The following is an 18467-nucleotide window of genomic DNA, read 5'->3' on the forward strand; positions in this document are numbered from 1 at the left end:
GACAGCAGCGTACAGCCAGTACTGTTCATCGTCGAGTTGGATCACGGTCTCGTCGACCGCGACGTGATCCGGCGAGTGACCGTCCTCGGGCTGTAGATCAGCCTTATGCACCCAGTTGTGGACGGTCGATTTGACGCGGTCAACACCGAACAGTTCGAGAATCGAAACAGTATTCGAAAGCGAGAGACCAGCAAGATGTAGTTGAATACTGAGCTTCATCAACAGTCGCGGTGTTGCTTCTCGCTCCACAAAACCTAACTCGATCTCGTCCAAAGAGTCGTTGAGGCGGGCATTTTCTGGCATAGAGCACTAGAAAACTGCTCCGCCTCACCTTTCAATCCTTATCTGAACACCGCCTCCAGTTCAGGCCAGTCATTTATGACTCCGCCCGACGCAGTACCGACCGAATGACCGACGCCGACGTCGACACCGTCCTCTTCGACCTCGACGACACGCTCTGCCGGTACCAGCGGAGCGTCGGCGAGGTCCTCTCGCTCGCGTTCGACCGCACCGGGGTCGAGCCCGTCTTCGACGCCGACGACTACGTCGCCAGCTACGACGACTACGCCGAGCGAGCCGACAGCATCGACGACCTCCGTCGGCGCTGCTTCGCGGACCTGGCAGCCGACCGTGGCCTCGCCCCCGACGCCGGCCGCGCCGTCGCCGACGCGTACACCGAGACGCGGGACCAGACCGCCGTCGAGCCGCTCCCGGGTGCGGCCGCGGCCGTCGAGGCGCTCGCGACGGACCACCGGCTCGCCATCGTCACGAACGGCGCGCCGGAGATGCAGACCGCGAAGCTCGGCGCGCTCCCGTTCGGGGACCGGTTCGAGCACGTCGTCCACGGGGGCTACGACGCGCCGGCGAAGCCGAGCCCGGAGCCGTTCCACCACGTGCTCGACCTGCTCGACGCCCGGGCCGACCGCGCGGTCCACGTCGGGAACTCGCTCGGGTCGGACGTGCGCGGGGCCCACGCCGCGGGCCTGCGCTCGGTGTGGCTCGCCGACGGCTCGACGCCGGCGCCGACGCCCACGTACGCGGTCGAGCGACTGGACGAACTGGTCGACCCGCCCTGGTGGTAGCGCCAGCCCGCGACCGGCTCCGCGGCGTCGCTACTCGATCTCGATGGGCGTCCACGCCTCGTCGGCCCGGTCGAGCAGGCGTTCGACGCGCTCGCGCATCGGCGGGTGGGTCGCGAGCAGCCGCGTGAGTCCGCCGTCCTCCTCGCCGTGGATGTACAGCGACGACAGCAGCCCGCTGTCGGGGTTCGAGGCGCGCTCGATGCGGGTCAGTGCGCGGGCGAGGTCTTCCGGCCGCCCGGTCACGTCGGCGGCGCGGTCGTCGGCGACCAGCTCCCGTCGCCGGGAGTGCGCCCGGAGGAGCAGCGTCGCGACGACCGTGGCGGCGACGACGACCCCGGCGACGACGACGTACGCCCGCTCGACGTGCGCCGCGAGCGGTTCGAGCGGGCGGCCGAGCACCAGCCGCACCGCCCGACGGAGCCCCACGACGACCAGCCCGACGGGCAGCAACAGGAGGAAGAGCAGGCCGCTGAACGTCTCGACGACGCTGTAGCCGAGCGTCTGGACGAGGCTGTCGCGGCTCTCGATGTGGGCGAGCTCGTGGGCCACGATGGTCTCCATCTCGTCGAGCGTGAGCAGGCGGAACAGCCCCGCGTCGAGGACGACCACGCTCCCGCGGCCGCGGCCGCCGATGGCGAGCGCGTTGGGCATCGGCATCCGGCCGACCAGCAGGGTCGGCTCGGCGACATCCATCCGCTCGGCGAGCCGTTCGACGCGGGCGTGCAGCTCTGGGGCGCGGTCGTGCGGGAGCTCCGTCGCTTCGAGCGCGGCGAGGATGCGGGCGGTGCCGCCGCGGTAGCTCGCGTAGCCGAACAGCAGCGCGGAGGCGAGCAACGCGACGGCGAGCCAGACGGGGTCGGGGCTGCCGGCCCAGAGGACGGCGAACACGCCGGCGAAGAGCGCCCCGAGCAGCAGGTACAGCGCGAGGAGGACCAGACCGGTGCAGACGGTGAGAAAGCGGGTGGCCAGGGCGTCGGAGTCCATCTGGCGTGTAGCTACGGCCGGCGGTCTGAAACCGTTATCGGGGAGCGTGGCCTGCGTGGGCAGGGCGGTCGCGGGAACGGGGCCACAGAGAGCAGGTCCGCCTACTCCCGGTGGACCGCGGTGACGGTGCCGACGCCCTTGGACTGGCCCTCGCGGAAGACGAACCGCTGGCCCTCCTCGACGAGGTAGGGCTGGAACTTGAACCGGACCGTCGCGTGGCCCGCGTCGCCGGGGAGCAACTGGCCGTCCGCCGGGTGGAAGACGGCGGCCTCGCTGATGGTCTCGACGTGGACGACCGGCTCGTAGCCGTCGTCGATGCGCGTCGGGTGGTTGAGCACCATCACGTCGGCCTCGAACTCCCGCACCGTGGCAGGGTCGCTCTCGCGCGGGACGAGCGCCATCCCGCGCGATAGCTCCGATTCGCTGACACCCTTGAGCGCGATACCGACGATGCGGCCCGCGCGTGCCTCGTCGACCCGGTGGTAGTGCATCTCGATGGAGCGCACCTCGACCTCGCGCCAGCCGCCGCCGGGCATCGGCCCGAGCAGCAGCTCGTCGCCGGCCTCGACCTCGCCGGCCATGATGGTGCCGGAGGCGACCGCGCCGACGCCGGTGACCGAGTAGGTGCGGTCGACGTACATCCGGAAGTCGCCGTCGTCGCCGGCGGTCTTGGGGAGCCGCTCGAACAGCTCGTCCAGCGTGTCCAGCCCGTCCATCGACACCGCGCTGGTCGTGACGATGGGGACGACCGTCTCGCCGATCTCCTCGACGGCCGCGTCGACGCCGTGGCGCGCGACCCGCAGCGGCGTCTTGTCGACCTCGCGGAGCAGGCGCTCGACCTCGCGTTCGACCTCGCGGAGGCGCTCCTCGTCGACGAGGTCGGCCTTCGTGATGGCGACCATCGTCGGGAGCTCGGTCGCGAGCAGCACGCCGAGGTGCTCGCGGGTCGTCTTCGTCGGGCCGTCGTCGGCCGCGACAGTCAGCAGGCCGTAGTCGAGCTTCTGCCCGACCAGCCCCCGGATGGTGGTGCGGAGCCAGGGCTCGTGGCCGACCGTGTCGACGAAGGAGACGAGGCGGTCGGCCTCCTCGACGACGCGGGCGCGGTCCTGCTTCCGGTGGGGGTTGTCCATGTGGACCGACCCCGACTCGTCGTCGAAGCCGTAGACGGCGTAGGAGAGGTCCGCGGAGAGCCCGCGCTCGACCTCGTGGGGCTTCACGTCGAGGTAGCCCCGCGTGGAGCCGTCGCCGTCGTCGGGCTGGCCCGTGACCAGCGAGCCGACGAGCGTCGACTTGCCGTGGTCGACGTGGCCCGCCGTGCCGACGACGATGTGCGTGTCGTCGGTCTCCAGCACCGCACCCTCGCGGACCACCGCGACGCCGACGATGCCGCGCTCGTCGTCCTCGCCGACGCCCCACGTCTGGACGTCGTCGATGTGCGCGCCGGCCTCCTCGGCCAGCAGGCTCAGCACGTCCATGGACTCGGAGAAGGTGCCGGGTTCGATGCCAGCGAGACCGCCGTCGTCCGTGACGCCGACGACGTACAGCGCCTCGCCGTCACCGGAGAGGACGCGGTGACGGAGCTGCGCCGCCAGACTCTCGCGTCGCCCGTCCGTCAGGTGGACGTCCTTGCTGAGCCGTTCCTTGAATTCGACGTTGCCGCCTTCCTGCTCGCCGCGTTCGAGGGCCCGTTCCAGCACGGCCCTGTCGGGGCTCATGGTGTCGCGTTAGCATACAGTACGGAAAAGCCTTCCCGTATTTTGGGTATTGTTCACACAGGAACCGACGATGACCCAGTTCAGTCCCGCTTCCCGTAGAACAGCACCAGCCGACCGACCGCCGTCGCCCAGAACCACGCGAGCATCCCGAGCTCCACGGCGACCGGCAGCCCCTGCGGGAACAGCAGCAGGCCGACCACCAGTGCGACCCCGAGCAGCACCAGGAACGCCAGCGTGTTGTCGAGCACCGTCGGCGGCTCGAGCACGTCCTCGAAGGCCAGCTGGAGCACCGCCGCGGCGACGCCGACGCCGACCGCGAGCGCGACCGTCCCCGCCCCCGGTAGCGGCGGCACCGTCCCGCCCCAGAACTCGAGGTAGACGATGCCGGTGAGTACGACGGCGATCACTACGGCGGTCCGGCTCCGCCGCCGGTCGACCGTCTCGGGGACCATACGTACTCAATCGGCGCCCGACCTCAAAAGCCCACACCCCGGCGATACGGCTCCGGCGCGTCCCGACGTGTTCACTCCTCGGAGAGTCGGTCGTACGCCGCCGTCACCCGTTTGAACGCCTCCTCGTCGCCGCCGGTCGTGTCCGGGTGGACCTCCTTGACCTTCTCGCGGTACGCCGCGCGGACGTCGGCCTGGTCGGCACCCGAGTCGAGGTCCAGCCGGTCCAGTGCCTCGTTCCGGGACGGTCCGTCGGTCGTCCGGGGGGCACGCCGACGCTCGCGCTGGCCCCGTTGCCGCCGGCCCCCCTGTCCCGCACCGGCCGCCGCGGCCCGTGCACGGCGGCGGCGCTCCTCCGCCGCCCGCCGTGCCTCCCGCCCGAACCGGCTCCGTGGACCGCGTGGTCCCTCCGCCGCCTTCTGCTCGGCGGCCCGCCGCCGCTGCCCGAACGCGTCGCGGTACGTGCCCGCGTCGACGCGCTCGCGCAGCTTCCCGCTCGCCTGGAACCAGAACAGGTACGTGGTCACGGCTAACGGGGCCGCGATCCCGAGGACGAACAGCTCGCGGGTGACGATGGCGACGACCAGCAGCACCGTCGTCAGGCCCGCGAACACCGCCGCCAGACCGAACAACAGCGGTGAGTCTCGCACGAATCGGGGGTAGGGACTAGCCGACCTAATATCTCTCGGTGGTCTGTCCGATGGCTCGGCTCCGGCGCTCGCTCCCCTCCCCACCCAGTCGTCGTTCGACCGACCGTGTGGACCTCGGGCCGACCCCGGAGTACGGGCGCCCGGTACGGCAGCACCCGGGCACACTCAAGGCCCGCGGCGTGCTACACGCTCGCATGAGCGTCGAGACCCTCTGCCAGATCTGCGAGGACGCCCGGGCGACCCATCGGTGCAACCGCTGTGGCGCGATGGTCTGTGACCGGCACTACGAGCGCGAGTACGGGATGTGCCTCGACTGTGCGTCGCGGGCGGACCCGGCGGGCCGCGGCGGCGACACGTACCAGTACTAACGGTGCTGGTTCAGGCGGCGCTTGAGTCGACGGGCGGCGTCGCCCGCGGCGGCGAAGAACTCGTCCTCGCCGCGGGCGTTCTCGCCGGCGAAGATGATGCCTCGCGAGGAGTTGACGAGCCCGACGTCGACGCCCCGGGCCGCGGACTCGGTGCCCGCCGGCAGCTCCGTCAGTCCGTGCTCGACGGCGGCCTCGGCGTCGCCGCCCTGTGCACCGACGCCGGGGACGAGGAACGGGAGATGGGGGACGCGCTCGCGGACGGCCTCGAGCTCGTCGGGCGTGGTCGCGCCGACGACCAGCCCGACGTTGCCGTGCTCGTTCCACTCCGAGGCGCGGGTGGCGACGCGCTCGTACAGCGGCTCGCCGGTGGCGAGTTCGAGGTCCTGGAAGTCCGTCCCGCCCGCGTTCGACGTGCGGGCGAGCACGAACACACCGGCGTCCTCGCGCGAGAGGAACGGCGCGAGCGAGTCCCGCCCGAGGTAGGGGTTGACCGTGATGCCGTCGACGACGTCGAGCAGTTTCGCGTACTGTCGCGTCGTGTTGCCGATGTCGGCGCGCTTGGCGTCCAGCAGCACGGGCACGTCCTTGCCGTGGGCGTAGGCGACGGTCTCCTGGAGGGCACGCCAGCCGTCGGCGTCCTCGTAGAACGCGGCGTTGGGCTTGAAGCAGGCCGCATGCTCGTGGGTCGCGTCGATGATGCGACGGTTGAACGCCCAGCGCGGCAGGTCGTGGTCGGCGAGGAACTCGGGAATACGGTCGGGGTCGGGGTCCAGCCCGACGGAGACGACCGTGTCCCGGTCGTCGATGCGGGCCGCGAGTCGGTCGAAGAAGCGCATTGCATCGGTGTGCGCGGGGGGTCGTCTTGGACCTGTCGAAGCCGCGTCGGCCCGTTCCGTCGCCGGAACTCACTCGACCCGCGCGCCGCGGCTCGCGGCTTCGACGACGCGTACCTCGCCGTCCACGTCGGCCGCCCGGAGTGCCTCTCGCGCGGCGGCCGCGGCTGCGTCCTCGCGGGCCGCATCCGTCAGCCCGTACACCGTCGGCCCCCAGGAGGACTGGCCGACGCCGGTGACTGCGGGGTGGCCGGCGAGCTCGTCGACGACGGTGCCGACCGGCGGCCGGAACACCCCGCCCTGCTCGTCCGCGTACCACGCGCCGTTGAGGCGGCCGACGGCGGCGACGGCGTCCCCGAAGTCGTCGAGCCGGCCCTCCGCGGCGGCAGGCAGGAGCCGGCGGTTCACGACGCCCGCGACCTCGTCGGCGATACCGGGGTCGGCGCGTTCGACGACCGCTCGCATGCTCTCCTCCTCGTGGTCGCCGTTGCGCCCCCGGGCCGCGTCGGGAACCGCGAGCACGAACCGCCAGTCGGTGGGCAGCTCGTGCCGCGCGACGACCGGCGGGACGGTCCACTCGCCGGTCGCGGGTGGGTCGGTCGTGAACCGTGCCGTCGGGTGCCCGCCGTCGACGACGAACCCGCCGTCCTCGAAGGCGGCGACGCCGACGCCGGAGCGCCCGCCCCTGCCGAGTTCCGGAGCGCGCTCGCGGACCTCCGGCTCCCGGTCGTAGGCGTGTGCGACCGCCGCGAGCGTCGCCAGCGCGAGCTGGGTGCCGCTGCCCAGGCCGACGTGCCGCGGCAGCGACTCCGCCACCGAGACGGTGGCCCCGGGCACCTCGAGCACCGCGGTCGCCCGCTCGGCGTACCGGCGAACCGTCTCGTCCGCACAGTCCACGCTCTCGGCCCGCGTCGCCGTGACCCGTACCCGCGGCTCCGCGAGCGCGACACCGAGCCCGCCGTAGAGCCGGGCGTGCGCCAGCGAGAGGTTCTGGAAGCCGAAGTGCAGGCGCGCGCCGACGCCGACCGTTGCCATCACCGGCTACTGGTGGTATACGTGGGAACCCGTTACGGCGGTGGCAACCGTATCCGGTGTCGACTGTCCGCGGAGTGTCTCTCGAAGGAGTGGTCTCGACTCGCAGTCCTACAGCCCGTCGAGGATGGCCTCGGCGGCCACCTCGGCGCCGTTCTCGAAGCTCGGCGGGTCCGGCGGGTTCGCGACGGCGCGGCGGATGTGCGGTACCGAGTGCTCAACCTGGAAGCCGGTGACGCCGGCCCCCTGGATGACGCGGCCGACGCCGCGTTGCTCGTCGGTGAACGGCCAGATGATGCAGGGCGTGCCGGCGACGGCGGCCTCCATCACCGTCGAGTAGCCCGAGCAGACGACCACGTCGGCGGCCTCGAGGTGGGGGAGCATCGCGGGCACCGGCTCCCAGTCGTCGCCGCCGACACGGGTGACGCCGTGGCCGTCGTCGCGGAGCCCGGAGACGAGGTCGTCGAGCGAGTCCGAGTAGTGGCTCGGGACGACGAGCACGTCGAAGGGGTCGACCGTGCGGTCGTCGTCGCACTCCAGGGCGACGGGTGGGACGTGGGTGACACCGTCCGGGTCGTCGTCGCAGGGCGGCCACACGGCCGGGTAGAGGAACTGTTCGCACTCGTAGAGCTGGTGCTTGGTCAGCAGCCAGGTGAACCACTCCTCGACGGCGGCGTCGTAGAAGTGCGGCGAGTTGTGCGTCAGCACGTGCAGCGAGGTGTCGGTCAGCGTGGCGGCCATCGCGGCGAACATGTCGTCGGTGACGAGCGCGTCGGGCTCGGTCCGGCGGAGCCACTGCACGTAGTCGTAGACGCGCTTGCCGCTCATCGGGACGCTGTGGGTGATGACCCGGAGGAGGTTCCCGCCGTCCTGGTAGTCGCCGATGTAGTCGACGACCGCGGGGACGTACTCCTCGTAGCCGTTGAGTTCGACGAAGCGCTTCCCCGGGCCGCCGCCGGCGAGGCGGACGGTCGCGCCGCGGTCTTCGAGCGCCTTGGCCACGGCGAGCATCCGCGTGGCGTGGCCGGCACCTTCCGGATAGTGGGCGACGGCGACCTCGGGGTCCATGTCGTCTCGTCTGCCGCGTCCGCGCAAGAAGCTTTTGAAAGCCCAACACCGTCGGGTTGGTGGGGATGTCGGGCCCGACGCCGCGGCGGCAACTCGATTCCCCGCGGCCGTCGGTAGTGGGTCCGAACGTGGGCGTCGTGACCGACACGCCGGCCGGCGGTCGGGTTCGGCAGCAACATCTGTCCCAGCGACGGGACTTAAGCCCCGGCACCGCTACCTCCGACCATGCACGACCGACCCGAGAAGCCCGAGAGCCTCCGGAGCCGCGAGGTCACCGAAGGGCCGGAACGGGCACCACACCGGGCGATGTTCCGCGCGATGGGCTACGACGACGCCGACCTCTCCGCACCGATGGTCGGCATCGCGAACCCAGCCGCGGACGTGACGCCCTGCAACGTCCACCTCGACGACGTAGCCGCGTCCGCCATCGAGGGCGTGGAGGCGGCCGAGGGGATGCCCATCGAGTTCGGCACCATCACCATCTCCGACGCCATCTCGATGGGGACCGAGGGGATGCGCGCCTCGCTGGTCTCGCGCGAGGTCATCGCGGACAGCGTCGAACTGGTCGCGTTCGGCGAGCGCGTCGACGCGCTCGTGACCGTCGCGGGCTGTGACAAGAACCTCCCAGGGATGCTGATGGCGTCCATCCGCACGGACCTGCCGAGCGTCTTCCTCTACGGCGGCTCCATCATGCCCGGCGAGCACGAGGGGCGCGAGGTCACCGTCCAGAACGTGTTCGAGGGCGTCGGCGCGGTCGCCTCGGGCGACATGACCGAGGACGAACTGGACGAACTGGAGCGCCACGCCTGCCCGGGTGCGGGCTCCTGCGGCGGGATGTTCACCGCGAACACGATGGCGTCCATCTCCGAGGCGCTCGGGATGGCTCCCCTGGGCAGCGCGAGCCCGCCAGCCGAGGCGGAGTCGCGGTACGAGGTCGCCCACCGCGCCGGCGAACTCGCGCTGGAGGCGGTCGAGGAAGACCGCCGCCCGTCGGACATCCTCTCGAAGGAGAGCTTCGAGAACGCCATCGCGCTCCAGGTCGCCATCGGCGGCTCAACGAACGCGGTGCTCCACCTGCTCGCGCTCGCCGCCGAGGCCGGCATCGACCTCGACATCGAGGAGTTCGACGAGATAAGCCACCGGACGCCGAAGATCGCCGACCTCCAGCCCGGTGGCACGCGGGTGATGAACGACCTGCACGAGCTCGGCGGCGTGCCCGTCGTCCTCCGTCGGCTGCTCGAGGGGGGCTACCTCCACGGCGACGCCGCGACCATCACGGGCCGCACCGTCGCCGAGGAGCTGGCCCACCTCGAACGCGAGGGCGAACTCCCGCCCGACGACGAGGTCGACGCCGAGTTCCTCTACACGACCGACGAGCCGCTCCACGAGGAGGGTGCCATCAAGATTCTCACCGGCAACCTCGCCCCCGACGGCGCGGTCCTCAAGGTCACCGGCGAGGACAACTTCCACCACGAGGGCCCGGTCCGCGTCTTCGAGAGCGAGGAGGCCGCGATGAAGTACGTGCAGGAGGACCGCATCGAGAGCGGCGACGTGCTCGCCATCCGGAACGAGGGGCCACGCGGCGGCCCGGGGATGCGCGAGATGCTCGGGGTCACCGCGGCCGTCGTCGGCGCGGGCCACGAGGACGACGTCGCGCTGCTCACCGACGGCCGGTTCTCGGGCGCGACGCGAGGGCCGATGGTCGGCCACGTCGCTCCCGAGTCCTACGTCGGTGGGCCCATCGGCGCGCTCGAGGACGGCGACGTCGTCACCGTCGACATCCCGAACCGCGAGCTGTCGGTCGACCTGAGCGACGAGGAGATAGCGGAGCGACTCGACGCCCGCGAGGAGCCCGAGCCGGCGTACACCTCGGGCGTGCTCGCCAAGTACGGCCGCGACTTCGGCTCGGCGGCCAACGGCGCGGTGTCGAACCCCGGCGCGAAGCGGGAGTAGCAGGACGGGCGGGGCGACCGCCTACTCGGCGGCCGCGTCGAGCGCCACCCAGCCCGGCGGCGCGGTCTCGATGCCGACGAACCGCACCTCGCGGCCGCCGTCGCGGCGGCGCACCCGGACCATCCCGCCGAACAGGTGCTTCAGTCGCTCGAAGTCCGTGCCATCGGTCACGTTCGTGTACACCGGGAACAGCGACAGCCCGGTCGCGCCGCCGGACAGGAGCACCTGGTGGGCGTAGCGGAACACGGCCTCGGCGTCGGCCGAGAGCAGCAGGGTCGACAGCGAGTCGAACAGGAGGTGGCGACGCTCGACGCCGGCGTCTCGCAACGTCTCCAGGCACTCGGTGATGGCCATGCTCGCCGCGGTCAGGTCCGTCGGCGACGGCACGCTCCAGTGGCGCTCGCGGGGGTTGGCCCGCACCACGTCGTGGGTCGGCGTGCAGTCGACGACGCCGAGGCGGTCGCGCTCGAGGGTGGGCACGTCGCGGACGACCCGGTCGAGGAGCGTGCGGGCGGCGTCTCGGGTCGTCACCAGCGCCGCGCCGTCGGCCGGTTCGGCCGCCCTTGCGAGGATGCGCGTCGGGACCGGTCGGACCGTCTCGCGGCTCGGCCCCGCGACCAGCAGGTCGCGGTGGCGAGAGAGCACGGCGTCGGTGAGGACGTCCTCGAAACGGTACGCCTGGGTCATGTCTCCCCGTCGAAGCTACCGAAAGACGGCGGTTCAGCGACTTATCCTTGTCGGTCGGTCCCACCCCGGGCCACTTTCACTCCGGTCCCCGTCGACTTACGGTCCTCCCGGACGAACGCTCCACCGATGATCACGGACCCGCGGGTGCTGCGGGACGAGTGGGTCCCCGCCGAGGTTCGCCACCGGAACGCCGAGTGCAACCAGCTCTCGACCGCGCTCGCCCCCGTCGCGGACGACGACCGGCCGGGCAACGTCTTCCTCCACGGCCCGCCCGGCACGGGCAAGACCTGCTGTGCGCAGTACATCGTCTCGCAGTTCTGCCGCGAGGTGCGCGACGTGGCCCACGAGTACGTCAACTGCTGGACGGACTCGACGCGCTTTGCCGTGCTCGAACGGCTGCTCGCGAACGTCGGCCGGGGCGTCGACGCGCACCGGCAGGCGACGGCGGCCGACGTGCTCGTCCGCCGGCTCCGCGAGTACGGCGAGCCCTACGTCGTCATCCTCGACGAGGTCGACGTGCTGCGGGACACCGACGTGCTGTACGACCTCTACCAGCTGCCCCACGTCGCCCTCGTCCTCGTCGCCAACCGCGAGGAGTCGTTCCTCGCGGACCTCGACCCGCGCCTCCAGAGCCGCCTGCGCACCTGCGCCTCCATCCGGATGGCGCCGTACACGACGGACCAGCTCGTCGCCATCCTCACCGACCGGGTGCGGATGGGCTTCGAGCCGGGGGCGGTCGGGGACGAACAGCTCCGGCGCATCGCCGACGCCGCCGCGGGCGACGCCCGCCTCGCCATCAACGTGCTCCGGATGGCCGCCCGACAGGCACAGGAGGCCGGCGCGGAGCGGGTCACGCCGGCCCAGGTCACGGCGGCCGTCCCGGAGGCCGAACACGACGTGCGTCGGAAGACCCTCTCGAAGCTCTCGAGGTACCAGCGCGTGCTGTACGAGATCGTCCACGAGCTCGACTTCGCGTCGCTGTACCCGAACGTCATCCGCGAGCACAACGTCACCCCCGAGACGGTGGGCTGTGACTGCCACGCCGACCGCGAGGATGTCCCGGGGCTCGGCTACGCCATCTGCGACGAGCCGGGGTTCCTCCCGGACGTGCTCGCGCCGCTGCTTGACGACCGCGCCGGGTTCAAGGCACGGCTCGCGGACCTACCCGACGAGGACGCCGGCGACGTGGACGAGGAGGGCCTCGCCGCCAGGTCCGCCGCCATCAAGTGGGTGCTCGTCTCCTGCTTCGGCTACCAAGGCTACCGGAACGCGAAGTTCGGCCGCATCGAGTGCCACGAAGCCATCAACGCGTTCGCCCGCGAGACCCTGCTCGACGCCAAGGCCGAACTCGAGCGCGCGGGTGGCACGTCGTCCACGCCGTCGTCGACTCGCTCTGGGTGACGCCGCGGGAGGGGGCCGACCAGGAGCCACTCGACGCCGTCGCCGCCCCGGGTCACCGAGGACGCCGGCATCCGCCTCGAACACGAGGCGCACTACGACTGGGTGGCGTTCGTCCCCCGCCGGGGCACCCAGGCGGGCGCGCTCACCCGCTACGTCGGCCGGGCCGACGACGGCTCGTTCAAGCTCCGGGGCATCGAGGCCCGCCAGCGGTCGACCCCCGAATGGGTGGCGGACTGCCAGCGCGACCTGCTCGACACCCTCGACGCCGAGCGCGCGCCCGAACCCGTCGTCGACCGCCTGCGCACCCACCTCATCGACCTCCACGCGGGCCGGGTCGACCCCGCCGACCTCGTCGTCACGAAGCGGGTCGGCAAGCGCCCCGGCGAGTACACCCAGGAGACCCGCACGGTCGGCGCGCTCCGACGGTACGAGCGCCACGACGTCGCCCGCCACCCCGGCCAGCCCGTCCGGTTCGTCGTGGTCGACGACGACGCGGCCCGGACCGCCGACCGCGTCCGCCTCGACTTCGAGTCGCCCGAGGAGTACGACGCGGAGTTCTACGCCGACCTCGCGACCCGCGCCGCCGTCAGCGTGGTCTCCCCGCTCGGCTGGGACCGCGAGCGCGTCGACCGGTACCTCAGGGACCGCCAGGACGCCGCGCTGTCGGCGTACCTGTGAGCGGCCACTCGCGACGTGGCCCGACTTCCCAGCACGGCGCGCGCTGGCGAGCGTGCCGAACGAAGTGAGGCCGCTCGCCATGCACGTGCGAGGGGCGAGAAGCGCAGGGAGCGCCAGCGACTGAGCATCGCAGTCGGCTGGGGAGGGTGAGGCCGCGCTGCTGTGCGGGGTGGGACTGAAAGGGGCTGCTCGCTCGGCGAATCCCGACGAAGTAAGGACCGCAGCGCAGCGAGGACCGCAACGAGTCGCGGGAGTCGAGCGAGCAGGGGCTTTCTGGCAGTTGGTAGCACGAGCTATTCTCGTCGATGATGGGGCTTTCTGGCTGTCTAAGGGCCGCGCGAGTGCGGCGGTCCGGCAGGCATTCAACCTGTTCGCGGTCCCAGCGAGTCCCACGACTGTCGAGACCGTCTGACGTAGATATTAAGCGCTGGCGGGCGAAACGGAGTGCATGGCTTTCGACACCGGCTGGGACCTCCCGGCGACCGTGGCCGTGTCGTTCGACCCGCCGGTCGAGGCGGACGGGGTCGCCAGCACGGACGCGTTCCGCGCGGCGTACGGGCCGTTCCTGCGCGGGGTGCTCGGGACGAACGTGGACCGGGAGCTGGACGAGCAGACGCTGACCGGGCTGGCGAACCGCCTCGGGGGCGTCACCTGGCAGCCCTCGTTCGCGCGGTTCGAGCGGCCCGCCGACGCCGACGAGCTCGCGGACCTGACACGGGTCGTGCAGGCGTACGCCCGTGCGGGGGGCGCGATGCGGCCGACGCGGCGCCCGGGCTACTGGCGACACGAGGAGTCGCGCGAGCGGGCGGTCGAACTCGTCGACGAGTGCGAGGCGTGCGAGGCGCGCGAGCTGACGGTGACCACCGGGTCGGCGACGTGCTACCGGCTCTGCGAGGCGCACCACCGCGAGGTGTACCGCGAGTACGTCGATGCGACCCGGCAGGAGCCCGACCCGCCCGGACACGAGGAGGCGTTCGACCTCGCGGACCGGCTGCGAGAGGAGGCGCTGCCGACCGACGCGGCGAGCCGGCTGGCCGAGCTCGGCGCGCAGGACCCCCACCGGCTGCGCCCCGTCTCGGACGCGCTCGTCGACGCGTTCGAGGCCCAGCGCGGGGCCCACATCGTCAGTGTGGACTTCCTGCGGGCGGTGACGACGGCGCTGACCCACCTCGGGACCATCGACTCGACGGTCCGCCAGCAGCTCGTCGCGGGGCTGGGCGACGACGACGAGAGCATCCGCGGGGCGAGCGCGGCCGCCATCGCCGCGCTGGCGTGGGAGCGACCCGAGGCGTTGCTCGACGTGGACGAGGAGAGCCTCGGGGGGTCGGCCGCGGAGCGCCGCCCGCCCGTCGTCAGGCGGCTCGGGTCGATGCTCGGGGCGGATTCGGTGCGCTGTCGCACGCAGGCGCTGTCGGCGCTGCGGGAGTTCGCGCGGAGCGACCCCGCGCAGGTCGAGCCCTACGCGGACTCGATCCGTGCCGCGACCGAGGACGAGAACCCGCGCATCCGCTTTCTCGCGGGGGTCACGCTCGCGAACCTCGCCCGGGCCGACCCGGACCGCGGGGCGGACTGGCGGCCGGACTTCGCGCGGCTCGCCGACGAGGAGAGCCACGTCGCCGCCGCCGGCGTCATCGGTCTCGGCGTCCTCGCGGCCGCGGGCCAGGCGGTGGGGGCCGAGCTGGACGATCTCACCGCGCTGGTCCGGACGTTCGCCGACCCGACGCGGCGGCCCCACCGGGTCGTCCGAGAGGCGACGTTCGCGCTCGGGCACCTCGGCGGCCCCGGCGACGCCGAGCACGTCGACTGGGTGGCCGACTGCGCGCGGACCGACGCGCTGCGGGACGCCTGCGAGCGGGCGACGGACGAGCTGTTCGTGACCTGAACCCGGGAGCCGCCGGCACCGGTCCCGCGGCAGGACCAGCGCGACGGCCGGCGTCTCGGGACCGAACTTATACGCCCGGACACGGACCGGACCGTATGGACGAGCCACTATGCTTCGCGCTTCCCGACAGCGTCTTCGTCGCGTTCGACGCGGAGCCCGCGGTCGCGAGCCGCCGCGGCGCGCGCCACGCCATCGACGGCGCCGACTACGCGGCGTTCTTCCGGCGCTACGGCGTCGACATCCGCGAGGCGGACGCCTCCGACGTGCGCTCGCTCGGCGACCTGCTCTCGACGCTCTCGTGGGCGGACGCCGAGGCGACGACGGTCCCGCACCCGGCCGACGCCGACGAGCTCGCGGACCTGACGCGGCTGTTCCTCGCCTACGGCGCGGCGGGGGCCGGCCTGGAGCCGGACGACGGTGCCGGTACCTTCCTCGACGACGACGGGCTCCGGGCGACCGCGCGGCGGACCGCCGACGGCTGTGACCGCTGTACGGCGGCCGCGGTCGACCAGGTCGGCGCGACGTACTACGAGATCTGCAACCCCCACCGACGGGCGCTCTACCGACGGGCGGTCGAGCACGAGACCGGGACGGAGCCGGACCTCGCTGCCATCGACGTGGCGGACTGCGTCGACCGGCTGGACACCGAGGACGACCCGACCGCCGCGGCGGCCGCACTCGCCCGGGTCGCCCATGAGGAGCCCGGCCGCGTGGCGCCGGCCCGCGCGGCGCTGTTCGACGTGCTCGACCGGCTGCGCGCCGACCCGTTCGCCGACGAGGGGCCGGCGACGGCCGCGGTCACCGCGCTGGCCGGGCTGGCGACGGCCGACGCCGAGACCCGCACCCGGCTCGTCGAACTGCTCGACGACGACCACGCCGGGGTCCGTCGCTGCGCCGCGACCGCGGTCGGCGTGGCCGCGGAGGACCCGCCGACGGCGGCCGCCCTCGTCGCGAGCGCGGACGACGACGGCGGCGGGCTGCTCGACCGGGTCGTCGGGGGCGGCGGACCCCCACCGGCCATCGAGCGGCTGACGGCGATGCTCGACGAGGAGTCGCCCGGGAACCGCGCCCGGGCGCTGTTCGCGCTGACGGAGCTCGCGCGCGACGAGCCGGACGCCGTCGCGCCGGTCGCCGACGAGATTCGCGCGCGCCTCGGCGACGACGACCCCGACGCGCGGTTCCGAGCGGTCGTCGGCCTCGGCGTGCTGGCCCGCCACGATTCGGGCCTCGTCGGCGACGCGCTCGGCCGACTCCAGGGGTTCGCCGGCGGCGACGGACCGGACGCCGACGCGGCGACCGTCGCGCTCGCGTACTGTCTGGCGGGCGGCCTGGACGTGGGGACGGACCGCGGTGACCTCCGTCGGGCGGTGCGCGACCTCGCGGACCCGTCCCGACAGCCCGACCGCACGGTCCGGGAGGCCGCGCTGGCGCTCGGTGCGGTCGGCACCGACGCCGACCGCGACTACCTCTCGTGGGTACGCGACTGCGCGGGCTCGCCCCGCGTGGCGAACGCGGCGGAGCGGGCGGCGCGGGACCTCCGCGAGCGGGTCTGAGGACCACCTCCGGCGTGTGCGGAGCCGTCACACCCCTGGCAAACCGTTTTTAGCCGGCTGGACGATGCAGGCGCATGGACCTGTTCCCCGCCGCGTTCGAGACCGAGCGACTGCGGTACGAACGCCTCGACGAGTCGATGGGGGCGTTCGAGCTGTACGAGTACACGAGCAGCGACGAGTTCGTCGAGGTCGGCCGGTTCATCTCGAAGGACCCCCACCACACCCCGAAGGAGACGGCGGACTACCTGGCCGAGTCCGCGGAGCGCTGGGACGAGGGGAGCCGTGCGAACTGGGCGATGTACCCGACCGCCGACGAGGACGGTGCCGGCGAGTTCGCCGGCGTCGCGAGCTGCATCCCGCTGTGGGACCGCCGGACCGCCCGCCTGGGCGTCTGGCTCCGCACGCCGTTCTGGGGGCGTGGCTACTCCGGCGAGCGGGCGGACGCGCTCGTCGCGCTGACGTTCGACCGGCTCGACCTCGAACTCGTCGGCGCGGGCTGTGTCGACGGGAACGAGAACTCGAAGCGGGCCATCGAGAAGTACGTCGAGCGCTGGGGCGGCACGTACGAGGGGCTGCTGCGGAACTGGCTCACGCTCGACGACGAGCCACGGGACCTCCACCGCTGGAGCATCAGTCGGGCGGAGTACGAGGAGAGCGACGTCACGCCGGAGCTGACCGTCGATGAGTGAGCTGTTCCCCGACCGCATCGAGACCGAGCGGCTCGTCCTCGAGCACGAGTCGCCGGCCGACGCGGACCTGTTCGAGCGGTACCGCCACCTGTCGACGGACGCGACGGACCCCGAGGCGTTCGAGTACATCCCGGTCTCGCCCCACGAGCACCCACAGGACACCGCCGAGATGCTCGGCCACCGCCACGAGCGCTGGGTGGACGGCATCGGCGCGACCTACGTCGTCCGGCCGAAGGACGGGGCGAGCGAGGTGCAACACGCCTCGGACGGCCGAGCGGGCGACGCCCGCGATGCCGGTCCGCCAGCCGGCGAGGCCGAGCTGCTCGCCGACTGGGAGCACCGGAGCGCGTACTTCGCGTTCGGCCTCCGGAAGCGGTTCTGGGGCCGGGGCTACTCGGGCGAGCGCGCCGCCGCGCTCGTCTCGCTGGCGTTCGACCGGCTCGACCTGGAGCTGGTCTCCGTCACCCACCTCGCCGCCAACGAGAATTCCCGTCGGGCCGTCGAGAAGTACGTCGACCGCTTCGGCGGCCGCCGCGAGGGCACCGTCCGGAACCAGATCACGCTCGACGACGAGCCGGTCGACACCGTCCGCTACAGCATCAGCCGGGCAGAGTACGAAGCGAGCGACCCCGACCGCGACCACACGTTCCGCGACAGCGAGGACTGACCACCGCACTCGAATGACGACCGACCACCGCACCCGACCGACCGCCGCACACGACGAGATTCAGCCATGACGATAACGTTCACCGACTGGAAGGGTCTGCTGCCCCGACGCATCGACACCGACCGACTGACGATGCTGCCCTCGACCCCCGAGGTGATGGACCCGCTGGAGTACTACCGGGTCTGCTCGGACGGGGGCGACATCGAGGCGGTGACCGAACACCTCACCTGGGACCCACACGCCCACCCGAAGGAGACACTGGAGTTCCTCGAGACGACCCGCGACGGGCTCGAATCGGGCGAGGACGCCTCGTACCAGCTGTACGTCGACCCGGCCGACGCACCCACCGACATCGACGGCCCGACGCCCCGCGGCCCGTACGCCGACGCGGACCTCGTGCTCGCCGGCGGCGCGGGCATGGGCATCGACTGGGACCGACGGACCGGCACCCTCGGGACCTGGCTCCGCAAGCCGTTCTGGGGACGTGGCTACTCCGGCGAGCGCGCCGCCGCGTTCGTCGCGCTCGCGTTCGAACGCCTCGACCTGGAGGTCGTCGCCGTCGAACACGTCGCCGGGAACGAGAACTCGAAGCGGGCCATCGAGAAGTACGTCGAGCGCTTCGGCGGGCAGAAGGAGGGCGCGCTGCGCAACTGGGCGCTGAAAGACGGTGAACCGGTCACCCAGCACCGCTACAGCATCACCCGTGCGGAGTACGACGCCAGCGGGGCCGACCTCGACGTGACCGGGCGACCCTGACGGGCGCCGTGTGACGGCAC

General features: G+C 72.4%; 18 protein-coding genes and 1 pseudogene. 10 read left to right on the top strand and 9 right to left on the bottom strand.

Going from position 1 to position 18467, the window contains the following annotated elements; all coding sequences use genetic code 11:
* Positions 1–303 (bottom strand): annotated as a pseudogene (locus BLT27_RS13765) (IS6 family transposase); the annotation flags it as partial.
* Between the two features lie 104 nt (positions 304–407).
* On the opposite strand from BLT27_RS13765, the gene BLT27_RS13770 reads away from it, so the two are divergent.
* The gene (locus BLT27_RS13770; RefSeq protein ID WP_089734869.1) at positions 408–1082 is read left to right on the top strand and encodes an HAD family hydrolase; all 675 of its coding nucleotides are present in this window, start codon (positions 408–410) and stop codon (positions 1080–1082) included.
* 30 nt (positions 1083–1112) lie between these two features.
* Here BLT27_RS13770 and BLT27_RS13775 read toward each other — a convergent pair whose 3' ends face one another.
* The 4 genes from BLT27_RS13775 to BLT27_RS13790 form a co-directional block, all read right to left on the bottom strand.
* On the bottom strand, positions 1113–2066 hold the full coding sequence (locus BLT27_RS13775; protein WP_089734871.1) for a M48 family metallopeptidase: 954 nt from the start codon (positions 2064–2066) through the stop codon (positions 1113–1115).
* A 101-nt stretch (positions 2067–2167) separates the two neighbouring features.
* Positions 2168–3781, bottom strand: a complete 1614-nt coding sequence (locus BLT27_RS13780; protein WP_089734873.1) for a GTPBP1 family GTP-binding protein — start codon at positions 3779–3781, stop codon at positions 2168–2170.
* 80 nt (positions 3782–3861) lie between these two features.
* Positions 3862–4233: a hypothetical protein gene (locus BLT27_RS13785; protein WP_089734874.1), complete on the bottom strand. Its 372-nt coding sequence runs from the start codon at positions 4231–4233 to the stop codon at positions 3862–3864.
* A 71-nt stretch (positions 4234–4304) separates the two neighbouring features.
* Positions 4305–4880 carry a J domain-containing protein gene (locus BLT27_RS13790; protein WP_089734877.1) on the bottom strand — a complete coding sequence of 192 codons (576 nt, stop codon included), beginning with the start codon at positions 4878–4880 and terminating at the stop codon, positions 4305–4307.
* A 194-nt stretch (positions 4881–5074) separates the two neighbouring features.
* Here BLT27_RS13790 and BLT27_RS19860 point away from each other — a divergent pair, with 194 nt between their 5' ends.
* Positions 5075–5248, top strand: coding sequence for a hypothetical protein (locus BLT27_RS19860; RefSeq protein ID WP_175526470.1), 174 nt, complete (start codon positions 5075–5077; stop codon positions 5246–5248).
* Here BLT27_RS19860 and pyrF read toward each other — a convergent pair.
* The 3 genes from pyrF to BLT27_RS13805 all read right to left on the bottom strand — a co-directional run bounded on the left by pyrF (position 5245) and on the right by BLT27_RS13805 (position 8181).
* A complete protein-coding gene (pyrF, locus tag BLT27_RS13795; protein ID WP_089734879.1) occupies positions 5245–6084 on the bottom strand; it encodes an orotidine-5'-phosphate decarboxylase in 840 nt (279 codons plus the stop codon). The two genes, BLT27_RS19860 and pyrF, sit on opposite strands and share 4 nt — an antisense overlap.
* A 69-nt stretch (positions 6085–6153) precedes the next feature.
* Entirely contained in the window at positions 6154–7116 is a 963-nt protein-coding gene (locus tag BLT27_RS13800; protein ID WP_089734881.1) for a beta-ribofuranosylaminobenzene 5'-phosphate synthase family protein, read from the bottom strand.
* 108 nt (positions 7117–7224) lie between these two features.
* Positions 7225–8181: a glycosyltransferase gene (locus tag BLT27_RS13805; RefSeq protein WP_089734883.1), complete on the bottom strand. Its 957-nt coding sequence runs from the start codon at positions 8179–8181 to the stop codon at positions 7225–7227.
* Between the two features lie 225 nt (positions 8182–8406).
* Between BLT27_RS13805 and ilvD the strand changes: the two genes are divergently transcribed.
* Positions 8407–10134 carry a dihydroxy-acid dehydratase gene (gene ilvD / locus BLT27_RS13810; RefSeq protein WP_089734884.1) on the top strand — a complete coding sequence of 576 codons (1728 nt, stop codon included), beginning with the start codon at positions 8407–8409 and terminating at the stop codon, positions 10132–10134.
* 21 nt (positions 10135–10155) lie between these two features.
* Here the strand turns inward: ilvD and BLT27_RS13815 are convergent, their stop codons facing one another.
* Positions 10156–10821, bottom strand: coding sequence for a DUF7504 family protein (locus BLT27_RS13815; protein WP_089734886.1), 666 nt, complete (start codon positions 10819–10821; stop codon positions 10156–10158).
* A gap of 126 nt (positions 10822–10947) precedes the next feature.
* On the opposite strand from BLT27_RS13815, the gene BLT27_RS13820 reads away from it, so the two are divergent.
* The 7 genes from BLT27_RS13820 (at position 10948) to BLT27_RS13850 (ending at position 18447) form a co-directional block, all read left to right on the top strand.
* A complete protein-coding gene (locus BLT27_RS13820; protein ID WP_089734888.1) occupies positions 10948–12222 on the top strand; it encodes an AAA family ATPase in 1275 nt (424 codons plus the stop codon).
* 102 nt (positions 12223–12324) lie between these two features.
* Positions 12325–12900 (top strand): DNA polymerase domain-containing protein, encoded by a 576-nt coding sequence (locus BLT27_RS13825; RefSeq protein ID WP_089734890.1) that lies wholly within the window; start codon positions 12325–12327, stop codon positions 12898–12900.
* 448 nt (positions 12901–13348) lie between these two features.
* Positions 13349–14782: a hypothetical protein gene (locus BLT27_RS13830; protein WP_089734892.1), complete on the top strand. Its 1434-nt coding sequence runs from the start codon at positions 13349–13351 to the stop codon at positions 14780–14782.
* 95 nt (positions 14783–14877) lie between these two features.
* Positions 14878–16335: a hypothetical protein gene (locus BLT27_RS13835; protein WP_089734894.1), complete on the top strand. Its 1458-nt coding sequence runs from the start codon at positions 14878–14880 to the stop codon at positions 16333–16335.
* A 74-nt stretch (positions 16336–16409) separates the two neighbouring features.
* On the top strand, positions 16410–17024 hold the full coding sequence (locus tag BLT27_RS13840; protein WP_089734896.1) for a GNAT family N-acetyltransferase: 615 nt from the start codon (positions 16410–16412) through the stop codon (positions 17022–17024).
* The gene (locus BLT27_RS13845; protein WP_245707762.1) at positions 17017–17691 is read left to right on the top strand and encodes a GNAT family N-acetyltransferase; all 675 of its coding nucleotides are present in this window, start codon (positions 17017–17019) and stop codon (positions 17689–17691) included. The genes BLT27_RS13840 and BLT27_RS13845 overlap by 8 nt, the downstream gene beginning before the upstream one ends.
* Positions 17692–17757: 66 nt before the next feature.
* Positions 17758–18447: a GNAT family N-acetyltransferase gene (locus tag BLT27_RS13850; RefSeq protein WP_245707764.1), complete on the top strand. Its 690-nt coding sequence runs from the start codon at positions 17758–17760 to the stop codon at positions 18445–18447.
* Positions 18448–18467 lie beyond the last annotated feature (20 nt).

The organism is Haloarchaeobius iranensis, assembly GCF_900103505.1.
Classification (GTDB): domain Archaea; phylum Halobacteriota; class Halobacteria; order Halobacteriales; family Natrialbaceae; genus Haloarchaeobius; species Haloarchaeobius iranensis.